Source organism: Halopolyspora algeriensis, assembly GCF_003337235.1.
Classification (GTDB): domain Bacteria; phylum Actinomycetota; class Actinomycetes; order Mycobacteriales; family Pseudonocardiaceae; genus Haloactinomyces; species Haloactinomyces algeriensis.
Genome location: NZ_QPJC01000011.1, coordinates 36,434 through 56,800, shown reverse-complemented (window position 1 = coordinate 56,800; position 20,367 = coordinate 36,434). Strand labels below are relative to the sequence as shown.

16 protein-coding genes are annotated in these 20,367 nt (G+C 69.0%); 11 read left to right on the top strand and 5 right to left on the bottom strand.

The features are described 5' to 3' along the window. Window positions 1-56: 56 nt before the first annotated feature. From DFQ14_RS16055 to DFQ14_RS16015, 9 genes are all read left to right on the top strand, one after another. Window positions 57-1,025: a quinone oxidoreductase family protein gene (locus tag DFQ14_RS16055; RefSeq protein WP_114454118.1), complete on the top strand. Its 969-nt coding sequence runs from the start codon at window positions 57-59 to the stop codon at window positions 1,023-1,025. Between the two features lie 316 nt (window positions 1,026-1,341). Then, window positions 1,342-3,411, top strand: a complete 2,070-nt coding sequence (gene tkt, locus DFQ14_RS16050) for a transketolase (RefSeq protein WP_114454212.1) — start codon at window positions 1,342-1,344, stop codon at window positions 3,409-3,411. Between the two features lie 47 nt (window positions 3,412-3,458). Continuing rightward, complete coding sequence (gene tal / locus DFQ14_RS16045) at window positions 3,459-4,562, top strand: transaldolase (RefSeq protein WP_114454117.1); 1,104 nt, start codon at window positions 3,459-3,461, stop codon at window positions 4,560-4,562. Between the two features lie 94 nt (window positions 4,563-4,656). After that, window positions 4,657-6,312 carry a glucose-6-phosphate isomerase gene (locus DFQ14_RS16040; RefSeq protein ID WP_114454116.1) on the top strand — a complete coding sequence of 552 codons (1,656 nt, stop codon included), beginning with the start codon at window positions 4,657-4,659 and terminating at the stop codon, window positions 6,310-6,312. Beyond that, window positions 6,309-7,838, top strand: coding sequence for a glucose-6-phosphate dehydrogenase (zwf, locus tag DFQ14_RS16035; RefSeq protein ID WP_114454115.1), 1,530 nt, complete (start codon window positions 6,309-6,311; stop codon window positions 7,836-7,838). Before DFQ14_RS16040 ends, zwf begins: the two co-directional genes overlap by 4 nt. Next, entirely contained in the window at window positions 7,835-8,848 is a 1,014-nt protein-coding gene (gene opcA, locus DFQ14_RS16030; RefSeq protein ID WP_114454114.1) for a glucose-6-phosphate dehydrogenase assembly protein OpcA, read from the top strand. The genes zwf and opcA overlap by 4 nt, the downstream gene beginning before the upstream one ends. Then, window positions 8,845-9,591: a 6-phosphogluconolactonase gene (gene pgl, locus DFQ14_RS16025; protein WP_114454113.1), complete on the top strand. Its 747-nt coding sequence runs from the start codon at window positions 8,845-8,847 to the stop codon at window positions 9,589-9,591. The genes opcA and pgl overlap by 4 nt, the downstream gene beginning before the upstream one ends. Before the next feature lie 88 nt (window positions 9,592-9,679). Further along, complete coding sequence (locus DFQ14_RS16020; protein ID WP_114454112.1) at window positions 9,680-11,749, top strand: prolyl oligopeptidase family serine peptidase; 2,070 nt, start codon at window positions 9,680-9,682, stop codon at window positions 11,747-11,749. Between the two features lie 182 nt (window positions 11,750-11,931). After that, a complete protein-coding gene (locus tag DFQ14_RS16015; protein WP_158546710.1) occupies window positions 11,932-13,446 on the top strand; it encodes a glycosyltransferase family 39 protein in 1,515 nt (504 codons plus the stop codon). Between the two features lie 17 nt (window positions 13,447-13,463). Here the strand turns inward: DFQ14_RS16015 and rraA are convergent, their stop codons facing one another. The 3 genes from rraA to DFQ14_RS16000 are packed head-to-tail and all read right to left on the bottom strand — an operon-like array spanning window position 13,464 to window position 15,480. Beyond that, window positions 13,464-13,937: a ribonuclease E activity regulator RraA gene (gene rraA, locus DFQ14_RS16010; RefSeq protein ID WP_114454110.1), complete on the bottom strand. Its 474-nt coding sequence runs from the start codon at window positions 13,935-13,937 to the stop codon at window positions 13,464-13,466. 20 nt (window positions 13,938-13,957) lie between these two features. Continuing rightward, window positions 13,958-14,614, bottom strand: coding sequence for a 4'-phosphopantetheinyl transferase family protein (locus DFQ14_RS16005; protein ID WP_114454109.1), 657 nt, complete (start codon window positions 14,612-14,614; stop codon window positions 13,958-13,960). Further along, on the bottom strand, window positions 14,611-15,480 hold the full coding sequence (locus DFQ14_RS16000; RefSeq protein WP_114454108.1) for a metallophosphoesterase family protein: 870 nt from the start codon (window positions 15,478-15,480) through the stop codon (window positions 14,611-14,613). Before DFQ14_RS16000 ends, DFQ14_RS16005 begins: the two co-directional genes overlap by 4 nt. Before the next feature lie 123 nt (window positions 15,481-15,603). Here DFQ14_RS16000 and DFQ14_RS15995 point away from each other — a divergent pair, with 123 nt between their 5' ends. After that, entirely contained in the window at window positions 15,604-16,758 is a 1,155-nt protein-coding gene (locus tag DFQ14_RS15995; RefSeq protein ID WP_114454107.1) for an FAD-dependent monooxygenase, read from the top strand. A gap of 135 nt (window positions 16,759-16,893) precedes the next feature. Next, window positions 16,894-19,188: a carbamoyltransferase HypF gene (hypF, locus tag DFQ14_RS15990; protein ID WP_114454106.1), complete on the top strand. Its 2,295-nt coding sequence runs from the start codon at window positions 16,894-16,896 to the stop codon at window positions 19,186-19,188. 10 nt (window positions 19,189-19,198) lie between these two features. On the opposite strand, the gene hypB is transcribed toward hypF, so the two are convergent. Then, window positions 19,199-20,023 carry a hydrogenase nickel incorporation protein HypB gene (hypB, locus tag DFQ14_RS15985; RefSeq protein WP_114454105.1) on the bottom strand — a complete coding sequence of 275 codons (825 nt, stop codon included), beginning with the start codon at window positions 20,021-20,023 and terminating at the stop codon, window positions 19,199-19,201. Between the two features lie 2 nt (window positions 20,024-20,025). Further along, window positions 20,026-20,355 carry a hydrogenase maturation nickel metallochaperone HypA/HybF gene (locus tag DFQ14_RS15980; protein WP_114454104.1) on the bottom strand — a complete coding sequence of 110 codons (330 nt, stop codon included), beginning with the start codon at window positions 20,353-20,355 and terminating at the stop codon, window positions 20,026-20,028. Window positions 20,356-20,367: the final 12 nt, after the last annotated feature.

Genomic DNA, 20,367 nt, shown 5'->3' with positions numbered 1-20,367 from the left:
GGTGTCGAGTCGGCCCGCGAGAATCCCGTGAGGACACTGCGAACGTGGAGGTAGGCATGCGCGCGATCCGGGTACAGGCCAACGGTGGGCCGGAAGTTCTGGAACCGGCCGAGGTCGAGGACCCGAGTCCGGCCGCACACGAGGTTCTGGTCGAGGTCGCCGCCTGCGGGGTGAACTTCATCGACACCTATCAGCGCAGCGGGGTCTACACCGTGACCCTGCCGTTCACTCCGGGTTCGGAGGGTGCGGGCACCGTCCGGGAGGTCGGTTCGCAGGTGTCGGGCTTCTCCCCGGGCGACCGCGTGGCATGGGCGATGGCCCCCGGTAGCTATGCCGATCGTGCGGCGGTGCCCGCGGACAAGGCCGTGCGGATTCCCGACGGGATCGACGACCGCACGGCCGCCGCCACGATGCTGCAGGGAATGACCGCGCACTACCTGGTCTCCTCGACCCATCCGGTGCGGACCGGCGACACCGCCCTGGTTCACGCCGCGGCCGGAGGCATGGGCCTGCTGCTGACCCAACTGGTCAAGGCACGTGGCGGCAACGTGATCGGCACGGTCTCCACGGCGGAGAAGGAGGAGTTGGCCCGGGAGGCGGGAGCCGACGAGGTCATCCGCTACACCGAGGCGGATGTGGCCGAGCAGGTCCGCGATCTCACCGACGACCGCGGTGTGGACGTCGCCTATGACGGCGTCGGCAAGAGCACCTTCGAGGCGAGCCTGGACAGCCTGCGCCCGCGCGGCATGCTGGCGCTGTTCGGTGCCGCCAGCGGGCCGGTGCCGCCGGTCGACCCGCAGCGGTTGAACTCCGCGGGCTCGGTGTTTCTCACCCGGCCGACCCTGGCACATCACATCCTGACTCGCGAGGAACTCGACTGGCGCGCGAGCGAGATCTTCGAGGCCATCACCCGGGACGAGCTGAGCATCCGCATCGGCGGCAGCTACCCGCTGGCCGAGGCACGGCGCGCACACGAGGATCTCGAGGGGCGCCGCACCACCGGAAAGCTGCTGCTGGAGCCCTGACGGCTCTCACCTGGCCGGCTCCGTGACGGAGGCTGACACTGCGTTCGAGTCGCAGGCACACACGGCGGTGCATGCAGGAACCACCTCCCCGCGGATGCCGTGCACGGCCGGCCACGAGAAGCGAGAGATCACGCTACCCGGACGACCTTCGTTCGGATACAGCGGTGGACGGGTCGGTACCTCATCGATCAGCGGGATTAGGCTACTCCCCGGACGAGGGATAACAGCGGTGCGAATCGGTCAAGTAGGGCCGAATGCACCGCGCCGAAGGAGACTGGAGCTGCGTGGCGTGTCCGTGACAGACGATCTTGCTCGCTTGACCACCAAACGGCTTCCCGCGGACTGGACCGAACTCGACCAGCGCGCCGTGGACACGGTTCGAGTCCTGGCCGCCGATGCCGTCGAGAAGTGCGGAAGCGGGCATCCCGGCACTGCGATGAGCCTGGCGCCTGCCGCCTATGCACTGTTTCAGCGCGTGATGCGCCATGACCCCAACGACGCGAGCTGGATCGGCCGCGACCGGTTCGTGCTCTCGGCCGGTCATTCGAGCCTCACCCTGTACCTGCAGCTGTTCCTGTCCGGCTACGGACTGGAGCTGTCCGACATCCAGGCACTGCGCACCTGGGACTCGAAGACGCCGGGTCACCCCGAGTACTGGCACACCCCGGGGGTGGAGACCACGACGGGCCCGTTGGGACAGGGTCTGGCCAATGCCGTGGGCATGGCCATCGCCGCCCGGCGCGAGCGCGGACTGCTCGACCCGGAGGCCGAGCCCGGCGAGAGCGTCTTCGATCACCAGATCTACGTGATCGCCTCGGACGGCGACATCGAGGAAGGCGTCACCTCGGAGGCCTCCTCGCTGGCCGGGACTCAGCAACTGGGCAATCTGACGGTGATCTACGACGCCAACGAGATCTCCATCGAGGACGACACCCACATCGCGCTGTCGGAGGACACCGCCAAGCGCTACGAGTCCTACGGCTGGCACGTGGTCACCGTCGACGGCGGGGAGAACGTCGTCGACCTGCTCGACGCGCTGCAGGCGGCACGCGCCGAGACCGATCGGCCGAGCCTGATCGTGCTGCGCACGGTCATCGGCTATCCCGCTCCGACCAAGATGAACTCCGGTAAGGCCCACGGTGCCGCACTCGGCGCCGAGGAGGTCGCCGAGGTCAAGAAGGTTCTGGGATTCGACCCGCAGCAGTCCTTCCAGATCGACGAGGAGGTCCTGGCGCACACCCGTGCCGTTGCCGAGCGGGGGGAGACCGCCCACGCGAAGTGGCAGATCGCCTTCGACACGTGGGCGAGCGAGAACCCGCAGCGCAAGGCACTGCTCGATCGCATGCGCGCCCGCGAGCTGCCCGCCGGGTGGGCCGAGAACCTGCCGAGCTGGGAACCCGACGAGAAGGGTCTGGCCACCCGCAAGGCCTCCGCCGAAGTGCTCGCCGCTCTGGCCGACGTGCTGCCCGAGCTGTGGGGTGGTTCCTCGGACCTGGCCGAGAGCAACAACACCACGATGAAGGGGGCGGACTCCTTCGGCCCGGAGAGCATCTCCACCGAGATGTTCCCGGCGCAGCCGTACGGGCGCACGCTGCACTTCGGGGTCCGCGAGCACGCGATGGGCTCGATCCTCAACGGCATCGCGCTGCACGGCGGGACCCGCCCCTACGGCGGCACGTTCCTCATCTTCAGTGACTACATGCGGCCGGCCGTGCGGCTGGCGGCGCTGATGAAGGCCCCGGTCATCTACGTCTGGACGCACGACTCGATCGGGCTCGGCGAGGACGGACCCACCCACCAGCCGGTCGAGCAACTGTCCTCGTTGCGGGCCATCCCCGGCCTGGCGGTGGTGCGCCCGGCCGATGCCAACGAAACGGCCGCCGCCTGGAAGGCCGTCCTGGCCGATTCCAGCGGTCCGGCAGGCCTGGCACTGACCCGTCAGGGGGTGCCGACGCTGGAGGGCACCGACGCCGCAGGAGTGGCCAGGGGTGGCTATGTGCTGAACGAGGCTTCTTCGGGTACCCCCGAGGTGGTGCTCATCGGTACCGGTTCCGAGGTGCAGTTGGCTGTGGAGGCCAGGAGAATGCTCGAAGCCGAGGGCGTTGCCACTCGTGTGGTCTCGATGCCCTGTGTGGAGTGGTTCGAGGCACAGGACGCGGCCTACCGGCAGCGGGTGTTGCCGTCCTCGGTCCGTGCCCGGGTCGCCGTGGAGGCCGGTGTCGCCCAGTCGTGGCATCGTTTTGTCGGCGACGCGGGCGAGATCGTGTCCCTGGAGCACTTCGGCGCCTCGGCGGACTACAAGACCTTGTTCCGGGAATTCGGCTTCACAGCCGAAGCCGTGGCCGAGGCGGCGCGGCGGAGCCTGAACCTCGCCCGGTCCGGCTGAAGCGGCCAGCCAGAACAGACACCGACGCTGCGAGCGGAGGGAACACAGTGACCAACAACAACAATCTCAGGGCGCTGAGTGAAGCGGGGGTCGCCGTCTGGCTGGACGACCTGTCCCGCCAACGGATCAACTCGGGCAACCTCACCGAGCTGATCAACGACTACGAGCTCGTGGGCGTGACGAGCAATCCCACGATCTTCGCGAAGGCCCTGTCCAACGCCGAGGACTACGACGACCAGGTTCGCCGGCTCGCGGAGCGCGGGGCGAGCGTGGACGAGGCCACGCGCGAGATCACCACCACCGACATTCGCGAGGCCGCCGACCTGTTCCGCACCGTGCACCAGCGCACCGGTGGCGTGGACGGGCGGATCTCGCTGGAGGTCGACCCGCGTCTGGCCCACGACACCGAGCGCACCGTGGCCGAGGCACAGGAGTTGGCCAAGGCCGTGGACCGCCCGAACCTGTTCATCAAGATCCCGGCCACGGCCGCAGGGCTGCCCGCCATCACCCGCACGCTCGCCGAGGGCATCAGCGTCAACGTCACGCTGATCTTCTCGGTGGAGCGCTACCGCGAGGTGATGGACGCCTTCATGGCCGGTCTGGAACAGGCCCAGGCCAACGGCCACGACATCAGCCGGATCATGTCGGTGGCCTCGTTCTTCGTCTCCCGCGTGGACACGGAGGTCGACAAGCGGCTGAACGCCCTCGGCAACGAGGACCTGCTGGGCAAAGCCGGCATCGCCAATGCCCGGCTGGCCTACGCCGCCTACGAGGAGATCTTCGCCGGCCAACGCTGGAAGGCGCTGGAGCAGGCCGGAGCAAAGGTGCAACGCCCGCTGTGGGCCTCCACCGGTGTCAAGGACCCCGCGTACTCCGACACCAGCTATGTCGAGGAACTGGTGGCGCCGAACACGGTGAACACCATGCCGGAGGCCACGCTCTACGCGGCTGCCGACCACGCCGATATCCAGGGCGACAAGGTGAGCGGGACGGCGGCAAGCGCGCAACAGGTCTTCGACTCCCTCACCGAGGTGGGGGTCGATCTCGACGACGTCTTCGCCGTGCTCGAGCGGGAAGGCGTGGAGAAGTTCGAGAAGTCCTGGGACGAACTGCTGCAGACGGTGAGCGACCAGCTCGGCCGGGCACAGTAATTCCCCCAGCCAACGGCATCTCGCTCCGCCCTGTTTCGGCGGGGCGAGATGCCGGTGACCCTGCCAGTGTTGAACATCGAGCTGAAGGAATCACATGACCACCGAAACTTCAGTCGAGATCACCGACGAAGCGCTGGCAACAGCCGCGGAACCGTTGGTCCGGCAGCTGGTCGACGAGGGAATCGCCGGCAAGCTGGCTGCTCAGGATCCGAGCCTGTGGGGCCCGGATGCCGAGAGCGAAGCGGCCACCCGGTTGTCGTGGACGACGCTGCACGACAGTTCGCGCTCGCTGCCTGCCGACATCGACGCATTGCGCGCGGAGCTCCATGCCGAGGGTCTGGATCGGATCGTGCTCGCCGGGATGGGCGGGTCGTCCCTGGCTCCCGAGGTGATCACGGCCACTGCCGGCGTCTCCCTGGTGGTGCTCGACACCACCGATCCGGGTCAAGTGGCCGATGCGCTCTCCGGCGACCTCGAGCGGACGGTGCTGGTGGTGTCCTCCAAGTCGGGGACCACCCTGGAAACCGAAAGTCACCGAATCCTGTTCGAGCAGGCATTCTCCGAGAACGGAATCGATCCAGCTTCCCGTATCGTCGTCGTCACCGACCCGGGATCGCCGATGGAGGAAGCGGGCAGGAACGCCGGCTATCGCCGGGTCTTCACCGCCGATCCGCACGTGGGCGGGCGCTACTCGGCACTGAGCGCTTTCGGCCTGGTGCCCGCCGGGCTCGCAGGCGCCGACGTCGCCACCTTGCTCGATGATGCCGCCGACACGTTCGGCCTCCTCAACGCCGACGAGGAAGGCAATCCGGCCCTCCGGCTCGCCGCGGCGCTGGCAGCGGCCCACTCGCAGGGTGCGGAAAAGGTCGCGCTGGCCGATACCGATTCGGGCGTGGTGGGATTCGGCGACTGGGCGGAGCAGCTCATCGCCGAGTCCACCGGCAAGAACGGAACCGGCCTGCTTCCCGTCCCCGTGGAGAATGCTCAGGCCCCCGGCTTCGCCACGGCGGGCCGCGACACCACCACCGTGGCGGTGGGCCCCGCGAGCAGTCCCGCACAGGTCGGCACCAGCGGCCGACTCGGCGGACTGTTCCTGCTCTGGGAGTTCGCCACCGCCGTCGCCGGGCGCCTGCTGGGCATCAACCCCTTCGACCAGCCCGACGTCGAGGCCTCCAAGGAGGCCACCCGGAGCCTGCTCGACGAACCGGGAGGTGGCCCGATATCCACCCCCGCACTCATCGAGGGTGCGATCGAGGTGCACACCGCGGGCACCTGGCTGGCACCCGGCGTGGGAAGCGTGACGCAGGCACTGCGGACACTGATCGCGGCAGCTCCGGAGACCGGATATCTCGCGATACAGGCCTATCTGGACCGGCTCGACGATGCCTCGGCCACGGTGCTGCGGCCGGAACTGGCTCGCCGCAGCGGCATCCAGACCACCTTCGGTTGGGGACCGAGGTTTCTGCACTCGACCGGCCAGTACCACAAGGGCGGTCACCAGAACGGCGCGTTCCTGCAGATCACCGGCGAGCCCGAGGCCGACCTGGATGTTCCCGACCGGCCGTACACACTGGCGAGCCTGCAACGCGCCCAGGCACTCGGCGACGGGCAGGTACTGGCCCAGAACAATCGTCCGGTGCTGCGTTTGCACCTGACCGATCGGGCTGCTGGTCTGGTGGAGCTCGTCAAGGCCATCCAGGAACTCCGTGAGGCACAACCCGATCAGGGGACAGGAAAGGACAGGACGTGACTTCGGCAGGGCAGAACCCACTGCGTGATCCACGGGACAAGCGTCTGCCGCGCATCGCGGGTCCCTCCGGGCTGACGATCTTCGGGGTGACCGGCGACCTGTCCCGGAAGAAACTGATGCCGGCCATCTACGATCTGTCCAACCGCGGCCTGCTACCGCCGGGCTTCGCGCTGACCGGTGTCGCCCGGCGCGAATGGGAGCACCAGGACTTCGGGCAGATCGTCCACGACGCGGTCCGGGAGAACGCCCGCACCACCTTCCACCAATCCGTCTGGGACCGCCTCGCCGAGGGAATCCGGTTCGTCCCGGGCAGTTTCGACGACCCCGGCACCTTCGACCGGCTGGCCGAGACGGTCAAGCAACTCGACACCGAGCGCGGCACCGGCGGCAACCACGCCTTCTACCTGTCGGTACCGCCGGCGATGTTTCCCACGGTGCTCAGCCAGCTTTCCCGCTCGGGACTGACCGAGCAGGCCGAGGACCAGTGGCGGCGCGTGGTCGTCGAGAAACCGTTCGGCCACGACCTGCACAGCGCTCGAGAGCTCAACCGCATCGTCAACGAGGTGTTCCCCGAGGACTCGGTGTTCCGCATCGATCACTACCTCGGCAAGGAGACGGTCCAGAACATCCTGGCCCTGCGCTTCGCCAACCAGATGTTCGAACCGCTGTGGAACGCCCACTACGTCGATCACGTGCAGATCACCATGGCCGAGGACATCGGCCTGGGCGGACGTGCCGGGTACTACGAGGGCATCGGTGCGGCCCGGGACGTCATCCAGAATCACCTGCTGCAGCTGATGGCGCTGACCGCGATGGAGGAACCGGTGTCGTTCTCACCGGGCAACCTGCGCGCGGAGAAGAGCAAGGTGCTCTCGGCCACCAAACCGGTCGGCCCGTTCTCCGAGACCACCGCACGCGGCCAGTACACCGGTGGCTGGCAGGGCGGCGAGAAGGTTCCGGGCCTGCACGAGGAACCCGGCTTCGCTCCCGACTCCACCACGGAGACCTTCGCGGCGATCACATTGGAGATCGCGAGCAGGCGCTGGGCGGGCGTGCCGTTCTACCTGCGCTCCGGCAAACGTCTGGGTCGCCGGGTCACCGAGATCGCGGTGATGTTCAAGCGCGCACCGCACCTGCCCTTCGACAACACGATGACCGAGGAGCTCGGGCAGAACGCCCTGGTGATCCGGGTCCAGCCGGACGAGGGCGTGACCATGCGATTCGGCGCGAAGATTCCCGGCACCTCCATGGAGGTACGGGACGTGACGATGGACTTCGGCTACGGCCACTCCTTCACCGAGTCGTCCCCGGAGGCCTACGAGCGGCTCCTGCTCGACGTGCTGCTCGGTGAACCCTCGCTGTTCCCGGTCAACGAGGAGGTCGAGCTGTCCTGGCAGATCCTCGACCCGATCCTGGATCACTGGGCCTCGTACGGAGGCCCCGAGAAGTACAAGGCAGGAAGCTGGGGGCCACCGTCGGCCGAGACGATGCTGGCCCGTACCGGACGCGCCTGGAGGCGACCGTGATCGTCGATCTACCTTCCACCACCACCTCGCAGGTCAACAAGAAGATGGTCGAGCTGCGGGAGTCCGGCGGCGCCGTGGCGCTCGGCCGGGTGCTGACGCTGGCTATCGTCACCAGCGACGGCGCGGAGGTCGAACCGTCGATCCAGGCGGCCAACGATGCCAGCCGGGAACACCCGGCACGCGTGATCGTGGTGGCGCGGGGCACCCGGCAGGCGGCGGCCCGATTGGACGCGCAGATCCGGATCGGTGGTGATGCGGGCGCCTCCGAGGTCATCGTGCTGCGGCTGTACGGCCCGCTGGCCGACGAGGGTGCGGGCTCGGTGATCCCGTTCCTGCTTCCGGACGCCCCGATCGTGGTGTGGTGGCCCAGTGATGCACCGGAGTATCCGGCCAAGGACCCGATCGGAGCACTGGCGCACCGCCGGATCACCGATGCCGCCGCCGACGAGGATCCGATCGGGGCACTGCAGGCACGGGCGCGCTCCTACACCAACGGCGACACCGACCTGGCGTGGACGCGGTTGACGTCGTGGCGGGCACTGCTGGCGGCAGCGCTGGACCTCCCGCCGTTCGAGTCGGTCACATCCGCCACCGTCACCGGGGCGAGCTCCTCTCCCTCCACAGACCTGCTCAGCGCGTGGCTGGCGAGTTACCTGCAGGTTCCGGTGCGCCGGGTGCAGCATTCGCGTGGTCCGGGCATCGTCTCAGCGGTACTCGAACGGCCCTCCGGCAACGTGGAGATCGTGCGCCCGGACGGCAGGAACGGTTCCCTGAGCCAGCCGGGCCAGCCGGACCGCCAGGTGGCACTGCACCGGCGCGACATCCGGGACTGCCTGACCGAGGAGCTCCGCAGGCTGGACCCGGACGAGATCTACGAGGCCACGCTGCAGGGACTGGCCGAGATCGTGCGAGGTGAGGAAACACAGGAGACCGGCGTACCCGAAGCCCCGGAACAGACGGAGCAAACGGAGCAGACAGAGCACACGGAGCACACGGAGCAGCGCGCATGAGCCGCACCGATGTCGTCGTCGCCGACAACAGCGACGTACTCACCGCCTCCACGGCAGCTCGATTGATCACCCGCCTGGTCGATGCGCAGACAGCGCGGGGTGCGGCCTCGGTGGTTCTCACGGGTGGGGGCACGGGCATCGAGGTCCTCAGGCAGGTCCGGCACTCTCCCGCACGCGATGCGGTGGACTGGTCCCGCGTCGATGTGTACTGGGGCGACGAGCGTTTCCTGCCGGACGGCGACCCGGAACGCAACGAGACCCAGGCACGCGAGGCGCTGCTGGACCACGTCGGTGTCGATCCCGAGCGAGTGCATCCGATGGCCCCCTCCGGCGGGAAGTTCGGCAACGAGGCGGACGAGGCGGCGGCACACTACGCCGAGGTGCTGGCCACCACCGCGGCAGGGGACACCGAGACCGCAGTGCCCGCCTTCGACGTCCTGCTGTTGGGGATCGGGGAAGAAGGGCACACGGCCTCGCTGTTTCCGCACACCCCGTACGTGCAGGAGTCCCAGCGAACCGTGGTGGGGGTGCACGACTGTCCGAAGCCACCACCCACCCGCATCTCACTGACCCTGCCCGCGATCCGGGCGGCCTCCGAGGTGTGGCTGGTGGTGGCGGGTGCGGGCAAGGCCGAGGCGGTGTCGGCGGCACTGGCCGGCTCCGACCCGGTCGAGATCCCGGCGGCGGGCCCCCGCGGCCGGGAGCGCACGCTGTGGTTGCTGGACCGGGAGGCGGCGGGCTGAGGCAGCGTCGGCGTGAGAGGCTCCCTCCAGCCGGCACCCATGCGAAAAAGCCCTGACGTCAATCGGCATGCGGTGGTAGAAAGATTCGGTGATCACCGAATCCGACTCGGATGAACCTCCCGTCGACCCCTTTTCCGATCTCGACGCCTACGTTGCTCTCCCCCGGGTCGAGGGATTGTGGTTGTCGCCGGACGGCCGCCGGGTCGTCGTCGGTGTAGCGACGCCCGACCGCAAGAAGACCCGCTACACAACGGCGCTGTGGGAGGTCGATCCCGACGGGGTCCGTTCGGCTCGGCGGCTGACCCGCAGCGCCCGAGGCGAGTCGGCAGCGGCCTTCACACCATCGGGAGACTTGCTGTTCCTCTCGGAACGGCCGGATCCCGACGGAGGGCCCGACGGGGCAGCGGCGACGACGGCCCTGTGGCTGCAGCGCGCCGATGGAGGCGATGCCAAGGTCGTCGCGTGCCCGCCGGGCGGCGTGCGTGGCGTCGTCGTCAGCGAGACCGGGACAGTCGTGATCGGCTCACCGATGATGCCTGCGGCCGCCGACGAGTACGGTGACAAGGAGGTCCGCGCGAGACGCACGGAATCGGCGGTCTCCGCGATCCTGCACGAGCAGTATCCTGTCCGGCACTGGGATCACGACCTGGGCCCGGACCGAATCCGCCTGCTGGCCGCCGATCTCTCCGAGGAGGTCACGGCCGGTGAAGCCCTGCTGGACCTTCGGGACCTGACCGGCCACGTCGGTCACGCGTTGAGCGACGAGTGCACCTGGGACGTCACACCGGACGGCAATACCGTGATCACCATGTGGGCGGTGGACGAACCCGCCGGTTCACAGCGGTACACGCTGGTGGCGATCGACGTGGCGACCGGCAAGCGTCGCACGCTCGCCGATGCTGCCGACCACGAGTACGACTCGCCCAGGGTCTCCCCGGACGGAACGCGCGTCGCGGTCCAGGTCCGCAGACGGCCGACCCCGCACGAGCCCGACGATTACCGGCTGGGGATCGTCCCCGTCGCCGGCGGGGGTGTCGAAGCCCTGGCCTCCGAGTGGGACCGCCGGCCACACTCACCACAATGGACACCGAGTGGCGAGGCGCTCATCGTGGCCGCCGACGACCACGGCCACTCACCGCTGTGGCGCGTGGACGCCGACACGGGCCAGGTCACCCGACTGACACACGGCGGCGCATTCAGCGACGTCCGGGTGTCCCCGGACGGGCGTCGCGTCCACGCGCTGCGCTCGGCGATCGACAGCCCACCCACTCCGGTCCGCGTGGCTCTCGACGGGTCCGCCGTCACGGGGCTGCCGGACCCGGTGGAGGCGCTCGGGACGACCATCGGCCTGCCCGGACGTCTGGAGGAAGTCACCACCACCGCAGCGGACGGGACACAGCTACGAGCGTGGCTTTCGCTACCGCACGACGCTGGAACCGATTCGCCCGCTCCCCTGCTGCTGTGGATCCACGGCGGTCCGCTCTTCTCGGCGAACGCATGGTCGTGGCGCTGGAATCCCTGGGTCGCGGTGGCGCGGGGCTACGCGGTCCTGCAGCCCGATTTCGCGCTGTCGACCGGCTACGGTATCGACTTCATCCGGCGTGGCTGGGGCGCCTGGGGTGATGTGCCCTACACCGACCTGATGTCGATGACGGAGGCGACGCAGAACCGTGACGACATCGACTCCGATCGCACCGCCGCGATGGGCGGCTCGTTCGGTGGCTACATGGCCAACTGGGTAGCCGGGCACACCGACCGATTCGCGGCGATCGTCACCCACGCCTCGATCTGGGCGCTCGACCAGTTCCTGGCGACCACCGACGGCTCGCACGAGTCGGGGCGGGAGATGACCCCGGAGATGGCCGAAGCCCACTCACCGCACCATTTCGCCGACGCCATCACCACGCCGATGCTCGTCGTGCACGGTGACAAGGACTACCGGGTACCGATCGGCGAGGGCCTGCGGCTGTGGTGGGACCTCTCGTCCCGGTCGAAGACGGAGGACGGTTCGACACCGCACAAGTTCCTCTTCTTTCCGGACGAAAACCACTGGGTCCTGGCCCCGAACCATGCGAAGGTCTGGTATTCCACGATCTTCGCCTTCCTCGCCCACCACCTGCACGGCGAGGAGTGGCAACCACCGAGTCTTCTCGGGTGAGGATCGTCGAGGCGAGACCGTCGGCGTTCCTTGATCACAAGGTCGGGTGATGCGGCACGGTCGACATGGTCGATCCCGGCGAGCCACCCCATACTGCGCGGGTGACTCACCTGGAGCCTGCGCGCCGCCACAACGGTCCCCCGAACGTTTCCGCATCGACCGGCCCGCGGCGACAAGGCACCGTGACCACACCCGCATCCCGCGGCACGGGCACGGTCCCGCCGGGCAGTCCTCCGCTGGCTGCACTGCCGTACCGGGGGTTGCTGGCTCTCGGCGGCGGCCTGCTCGCCGTCCTGGTGCTCACCGGCGGTGTCTACGACTACCACGGCGATGAGCTGTACTTCCTGGCGGCAGGGCAGCACCCGAGCTGGGGATATGCCGATCAACCACCGCTGCTGCCACTGCTGGCCAGGGCAATGGACACCGTCTTCGCAGGATCCCGGCTCGGGCTCCGACTGCCCGCGATGGCGCTGACCACGGCGGGCGTGTTCGTGACCGCACTCCTCGCGCGGGAGCTCGGTGGGCGGCCCCGGGCCCAGCTGCTGGCCGCAGCGGCATACACGGTCTCGCCGCAAACCCTCGCGTCCGGTCGCCTGCTGCTGACCCCGACCGTGGACGCGTTCCTCTGGGCGGTGACGACCCTGCTGCTCGTCCGGTGGGTCCGGCGGCGGCACGCCCGGCCGCTGCTCTGGCTCGGCGTGGTCACCGCTCTTGCCCTGCAGAACAAGTACCTGATCGTGGCGTTCTGGCTCGCGCTCGGGGTGAGCCTGCTGCTGACGGGGCCCCGGGAGTTGCTCCGGCGGCCTGCACTGTGGGTCGGCGCCGCGTTGGCGGTACTGGCCACGCTGCCCAGTCTCGTCTGGCAGGTCGCCCACGGTTGGCCGCAACTGCAGGTGGCGAGCATGGTCGCGGTCGAAGTGGCCGCGTGGGCAGGTGGCCGGCCGGCCTTCCTGCCACTGACGGTGCTGACTGCCGGTGTCGCCGTGGGCGCGGTCCTGGTCTGCTACGGCCTGTGGAGACTCCTGCGCTCGCCGCACCTGCGGGCCTACCGATTCCTGGGCTGGACCTGCGTGGGGGTGACTCTCCTCTTCCTGCTCGCCGGTGGCCGGTACTACTACTGTGCGGGTCTTTTCCCGCTGTGCTGGGCCGCGGCGGCGGTGGAACTCCAGCGACACCCGCCCGCACGGTGGTGGAGCTGGGTTCTCACCTGGCCGTCCTACGCGCTCTCGGCCTCCCTGGTCCTCGCCCTCACCGTCGCCGCCCAGTCGTTGCCGTGGGCGGCACACGCGAACGTGCTGTCCCTGGGAAGCGCGGGATGGCGGCAACTCACGAGCACGGTCGCCGATACCTACCGCTCCCTGCCGCCGGAGACCCGGCAGGACACCGCCGTGCTCACCGACCACTACTGGCAGGCCGGCGCCCTCGACCGTTTCGGCCCGCAGAGCGGGCTGCCGCGCGCCCACAGCCCGCACCGTGGCTACTGGTACTTCGGAGCACCCTCCGAGGAAGCGGACACCGTCCTGTTCATCGGGGACGAACCCGGTGAGTTGCGGAAGCACTTTCGGCAGGTACGCAGGATCACGGCACTGCACGGCACAACCGGTTTCACCGGGATCAACAAGGACGTGACGCTGTGGTTGTGTTCCGGACGCGAGACACCGTGGTCACGGCTGTGGCCCGAGTTACGCCGACCCTGAACGCGGTGTCCGCCGTGTTACCCCTCGGAGCTGACCACGATCCCGTCGTGATCGCTGACGAGGTACTCGCCGGGGACGAAACTGATCCCGCCGAGCTCGAGCACCACGTCGAGCTCTCCCTCGCCGACCTTGGCGCTCTTGCGAGGATTGGTGCCCAGCGCCTTGATCCCGAAGTCCATCTCGGCCAGCACCGCAGAGTCCCGCACGGGACCGTTGATCACCGCGCCGCTCCAGCCGTTCGACCGGCCCAGCTCGGCGATCAGGTCCCCCATCAGGGCCGTGTGCATCGAGCCGTGCCCGTCGATCACCAGCACCTGTCCGTCCCCGGGTTCCGACAGCACCTTCTTGAGCAGCGCGTTGTCCTGGAAACAACGCACCGTACGGATGCGCCCCGCGAAGGCGGAACGGCCACCGTACTGGCGGAACTGCACGTCGCAGCTGCGGACGGCATCCCCGTCGCGGTCGGCGAGATCGGCGGTCGAAAGGTCCATCGCAAGCTCCTCTGGTCGGTTCATACACGGTTGGAGGCCACGGTGACCGCGGTCATCACGAGGCCCTGTTCGGCCAGGAACCGCCCGTCGAAGCCGGACAGTGTCCGGCCTTGTGCCACGGGTGGCTCGACGAGCAGGTCGGCCCGGAAGGTCTCACGGACCGGATCGATGCTGACGACGGCGTCCTCGAACCCCAGCCAGCGCCCCGTCAGTGGGAACCACGCCTTGTAGACGCTTTCCTTGGCACTGAACAGGATCCGATCCCAGTGCCGGTCCTGCGGCAGCTTCTCCAGCAGTGCGCGTTCTCCCGGAGAGCTGACATAGTCCAGGACCCCGTCGGGCAGGACGTCGGCGACCTCGGCGTCGATGCCCACCGCGGTCACCGGTCCGTGTTCGGCCACGGCCGCCGCACAGTACCCCTCGCAGTGGGTGATGCTGCCGACGATGCCGCCGGGCCAGAGCGGCTCTCGCCGGGGGCCGCTGAGAACGGCGACCGCGTCCCGCCCGAGATCGGTCAGAGCGCGCCGGGCGCAGGTGCGCGCGAGTGTGACCTCGCGCCGCCGTTTTTCGACGGCTCTGGTGACCAACTGCTCCTCTTCCGGCAGGAGGCAGGCGGTCGGATCCTCGCCCAGGGTCTCGGCGGAGGCGACGGTGTCGGGAAGCAGGCGCTCGATCACCGGTGCGCCCTCACGAAATTCTCGAAGGTGCGCTCCTCGGCGGGCGGCAGGATGCTGTGCAGCGGATCGGGATGCCGCGTGCGCCGCCGCCACTCCCGGGGGTACCCGAGCGAGACCTCCTCGAACGGAACGCCGTCGATGCGGTCGGTAACCGGGATGTGCAGGTGTCCGTGCACCTCGGTGATCGCGCGGAAGCGCCGGTGCCAGTCCGCGGTCAGCTCGGTGCCGCACCAGAGGGCGAACTGCGGGTGGCGCAGCCGCAGTGTCGGATCGCGGTGCAGCGGCCAGTGCGAGACCAGCACCGTCGAGCACTCCTCCGGGATCGCCTCCAGTCTCGGCAGGGTCTCGGCGACACGCTGTTTGCACCAGGTCTGCCGGTCGGCGTACGGGTCGGGCTTGAGCAGCGCCTCGTCCGAGCAGACCACACGCGTCTCGCGGGCGTGGGCCAACGCCTCCTCCACCGACAATTCGGGGGGCCGGAAGCTGTAGTCGTAGAGCACGAACAGCGGCGCGATGACCACGGCCTCGCCGGCGGCTTCCCACACCGGGTAGGGATCCTCCGGGGTGAGCACCCCGATGTCCCGGCAGAGTTCGACGAGATGCTCGTAGCGGGCAACTCCCCGCAGCCCGGTGTCGTCACTGCCCGTCGTCCACAGTTCGTGGTTGCCCGGTACCCAGATGACCTGCTCGAAGCGATCCCGCAGCATCCGCAGGGACCGGATGATCGTCTCGGTGGTCTCGGCGACGTCGCCGGCCACGATCAGCCAGTCACCATCGGCTCGCGGCCGGATCTCGTCCAGCACCGCACGGTTGTCCCGATGGGAAACGTGCAGGTCGCTGGTCGCGAGCAGGGACGGCGACGACATGCGCCAGAGCCTACCGTCCGGGCGCTGCCGCACGGCCACGAAGTGCTCAACCTTGCATCCTGTTGACAACGGTCCTGCCAGGTGTCATTGCTCGGTTGTGGAGAAGAGCACCGGGAGATTCCGATGAGCGGGCCGCATGCGGTCGTCGTCGGCGGCGGAATCGGCGGCCTGTGTGCGGCCATCGGCCTGCGTGCAGCGGGATGGCGGGTCACCGTCGCCGAACGAGCTTCGCGGTTCGGCGAGATCGGGGCAGGCATCATGCTGTGGCCCAACGCCGTTCGGGCCCTGCGGGCGCTGGGTGTCCACGAACGCATGCGCGCGTTGAGCACACCGCAGGCCAAGGGCGGGATACGAACCCGCCGCGGCACGTGGCTGATGCGTATGGACCACTCCGCCGCCGAACGCGTGCTCGGCGGCCCGGTGCTCGGTGTGCATCGCGCGGACCTGCTTGCGTCGCTGCTGGAGGCGTTGCCGGCGGAGTCGCTGCGACAGGGCACGGAGATCACCGGCGTCACAGCGGGCGCCGGACTCACCTCGTCCTCCGGCGATATCGACGACGCCGATCTCGTCGTCGGCGCCGACGGCATCCACAGCCTCATACGGTCGAGTCTGTGGCCGCGGCACCCGGGCCCGTCCCCGACCGGGACAGTCGACTGGCGCGCCGTCATCGACGATCCCGGCAGTCCCGCCTTCGGGATGAGCTGGGGGCGGGGAACCGAGTTCGGCAGTATCCCGCTGGTCGACGGGCGGCTGTACTGGTACGCGTCGATCAACGCGGACACCGTCACCGAGAACGACGAGGACAAGGAGTTCCTGCTTCGGCACTTCCGTTCCTGGCACCATCCGATCGGGCAGCTGATCGCGTCCACGCCCGCCGAGGCGATTCTGCGGCACGAGGGCTCCTTTCTGGAGGAACCGCTGTCTTGCTACGTCCACGGCCGTGTCGCGCTGCTCGGCGATGCCGCGCACGCCATGCCGCCGAATCTCGGGCAGGGTGCCTGTCAGGCCATCGAGGACGCTGTGGTGCTCGCGGCATCGGCCGCAGCACACGATTCCGTGCCCGAGATCCTGCACCGCTACGACAGGCTGCGGAGACCACGCAGCCAGGCGATCTCCCGCTCATCTCGCCGGATGGGGAGGTTCGGCCAGCAGCTGAGCAGCTCGCCGGCCGTCGTCATGCGTGACGCGGCGCTGCGGCTGATCCCCTCCGCACTGAGCATGCGCGGCATGTCCACTTTCGCGTCCTGGGAAGCACCGACCATCCGGCCGGATCGGTAGTTCGGACCCTGTCGGGAGCGGACCGGGGTGGGCCTGTCCCGATGGCCGACGGCGGCTCGATCATGCTGCGCTGAGCACCACCCGTTCCGGTGTTTTCGAATGGCTTCCGGGCGATCACGGCGTGACACTGGCCGGATGGAGCAGCGGGTTCGCAGGCGTGCGCGTGTCGAGGGCGTCGTGCAGGGCGTCGGTTTCCGCCCCTTCGTCCACTCCCTGGCCACCCGACTCGGCCTGTCCGGGCACGTGGGCAACGACGTGCACGGGGTTTTCCTCGAAGTCGAGGGAACCACTGCGGCGGTGGAACGTTTCCTGGTCTCGGTGACCGAACAAGCCCCTCCCCTGGCCGTGATCGAGCGGATCACCACCGACGAGCTGGCTGCCTGCGGCAGCGGCTCGTTCGAGATCGTGGCCAGCGAGGCCGCGGGCACGCGCGGGACACTGGTCTCCGCCGACAGCACCACCTGCGCGGACTGCCTGCGCGAGATGCTCGACCCGCACGACCGGCGATTCGGCCATCCGTTCGTCAACTGCACGAACTGCGGACCCCGGTTCACCATCGTGCGCGACATTCCGTACGACCGGCCGCTGACCACCATGTCGGCGTTCGCGATGTGCGCTCGCTGCGAGTCCGAGTACCACGATCCGGCCGACCGGAGATTTCACGCGCAGCCGGTGTGCTGCCCGGACTGCGGCCCGCGGCTTCGGCTGCACGATGCCGCGGGGGTGGTGCTGCCGGGAGATCCACTGGCCGGGGCCGTGGCCGCGCTGGAACGCGGGGAGATCGTCGCCATCAAGGGACTCGGCGGATATCACCTCGCCGTGGACGCCACCAACCAGGACGCCGCCGCGACTCTGCGCAAGCGCAAGCACCGCGAGGACAAGCCGTTCGCGGTCGTGGTCTCCGGGCCGGAGCGGGCCGAAGACCTGTGTGTGGTGGGCGAGGACGAGCAGGCGCTGCTGACCTCGCCCCGGCGCCCGATCGTCCTGCTGCGTGCCCGGACCGGAACAGCACTGGCCGCGGCGGTGGCGCCCGGCAATCGCCGGCTCGGCGTGATGCTGCCCTACACGCCGCTGCATCACCTGCTGCTCCGGCAGCTCGACACACCGATCGTGCTGACCAGCGGCAACGTTGCGGACGAACCGATCGCCTACACCGAGCAGCAGGCGCGGGCGCGGCTGTCGGGCATCGTGGACGTGTTCCTGTCCCACGACCGCGCGATCCACATGCGCACCGACGATTCCGTGGTGCGTTCCTTTCGCGGCCGCGAGATGCTGCTGCGCCGCTCGCGCGGCTACGTCCCGCAGCCGATACCGCTGGCATGGGACTTCCCACGGCACGTACTCGCTTGCGGCGCGGAGCTGAAGAACACCTTCTGCGTGGCCAAGCAGCACCACGCCTTCGTCTCCCACCACATCGGCGATCTCGAGAACCACGAGACCCTGGCCTCGTTCGCCGAGGGGATCGAGCATTTCCGCAGGCTGTTCGAAGTCGACCCCCGGCTGGTGGCGCACGATCTGCACCCGGAGTACCTGTCCACGAAGTACGCCCAGGGGCTCGACGACGTCGAACTCGTCGGGGTGCAGCACCACCACGCGCACATCGCCGCGTGTCTGGTCGACAACGCCGAAAGCGGCCCCGTGCTCGGGGTGGCCTTCGACGGCCTCGGCTACGGCACCGACGACACCCTGTGGGGCGGCGAGTTCCTGCTGTCCGATCTGGTGGATTTCCGGCGCCTGGCCCACCTCGAACCGGTCGCGATGCCCGGGGCGACCACGGCGATCCGGCAGCCGTGGCGGATGGCCGTCGCCCATCTCGTCTCGGCCTACGGGCAGCACCTGCCCGCAGAGCTCGACCTGCTGCGGCGCAACGAACAGCAGTGGCCCGCCGTGGCCGATCTGGCCGCGCGCGGCGTCAGCGCGCCGCCGACCTCCAGCGCGGGCCGCCTGTTCGACGCCGTGGCCGCCCTGCTCGGCGTACGACATGCGATCAACTACGAGGGTCAAGCGGCGGTCGAACTCGAACAAGGCACCGATCTCGACGAGCGGGGCAGCTACCCGGTCACGGTTCCCGCCGGTGGCGAACCTCTGCGGGTGCCGGGCTCCGATCTGGTACGGGCCGTGGTCGAGGACCTGCGGGCCGGCGTGGCCGCACCGGTGATCGCGGCGCGCTTCCACAACGGGGTCGCGGACATGATCGCCGAGGTGTGTACGCGGCTGCGCGAGAGCACCGGGGTGTCCACAGTGGCGCTGTCCGGAGGGGTTTTCCAGAACATGCTGCTGCTGGAGCGCACCACGGCGCGCTTGGAAGCCGGTGACTTCCGCGTCCTCGTGCACGCGCGGGTACCGACCAACGACGGCGGCATCAGTCTCGGCCAGGTCGCCGTCGCCGGAGCGCGGGACCGGTGCGACAGTGCTGTTCTCCCGAGGTGAACGTCAACTTTCACTCGGCCGGAGCGGGCGAGAGTCGGCGTTCACTCCCCTCCGGGATCTGAAGGTGTTCGTGCATCCAGGTGTACCAGTCGGCAAGGCCGTCTCCTGTCGCCGCCGAGACCGGCAGGACCCGAACATGGGGGTTGATCTTTCTCGCGTACGTGGTGAACAGCTCGACGTCGTAGTCCAGATGCGGCAGCAGGTCGGTCTTGTTCAGCAGCACGAGATCGGTGGCGCGGAACATGTGCGGGTACTTCAGCGGCTTGTCCTCACCCTCGGTCACCGAGGCGATGACGACCTTGGCGTGCTCCCCGAGATCGAACAGGGCCGGGCAGACGAGGTTGCCGACGTTCTCGACGAGCACGACCGAATCCCGCGGCGGGTCCAGCGAGGACAATCCCTGCGCCAGCATGTCCGCGTCGAGGTGGCATCCGGCTCCGGTGTTGATCTGCACGACCGCGCATCCGGTGTCCCGCAGCCGGTCGGCATCCAGCAGGGTCTCCTGATCCCCCTCGATCACCGAGACCGGAAGCCGGGAACCGGATTCCCGCAGCGTGCGCTCGAGCAGCGTCGTCTTGCCCGACCCCGGGGACGACATGAGATTGAGCGCCAGGACCCTCCGGTCGGCCAACCATGCGCGGTTGCGCTGTGCCCGCCGATCGTTCTTGGCCAGCACATCCTGCTCCAGCAGGATCGTGCGCGCCCTGCCCGAGGCTTCCGGATCCGTCCCGGGACCGTGGCCATGGCCGTGCCCCTGCTCGCGGTGCTGTTCCGTGCCCAGCGGACCGCTGATCCGGACACCGGCCTCATCGGAACATCCGCACGTGCCGCACATCGCTATGCCACCTCCACCGATCTGACCCGCAACCGTTGCCCGGACAGCACCGTCACGTCCGCACTCCCGCAGGAACACAGCACGATCGGGTCGGACAGTTCGCATTCGATGCCGCACGCGTGGCATCGACCGCTGCCCGCGGGCTCCACAATGTCCAGGCACGCACCCTCCAGGGCCGTGCCCTGCGCGACGAGGTCGAAACAGAACCGCACCGAGTCGGGCATCACACCGGAGAGCTTGCCGATCTCCAGTTGCAGCCGGGTGATGCGCGGTTCCGCGACCGCGTCGAGCACCGCCTCCACCACGCTCTGGGTGATGCCCAACTCGTGCACTGCCCGCACCTC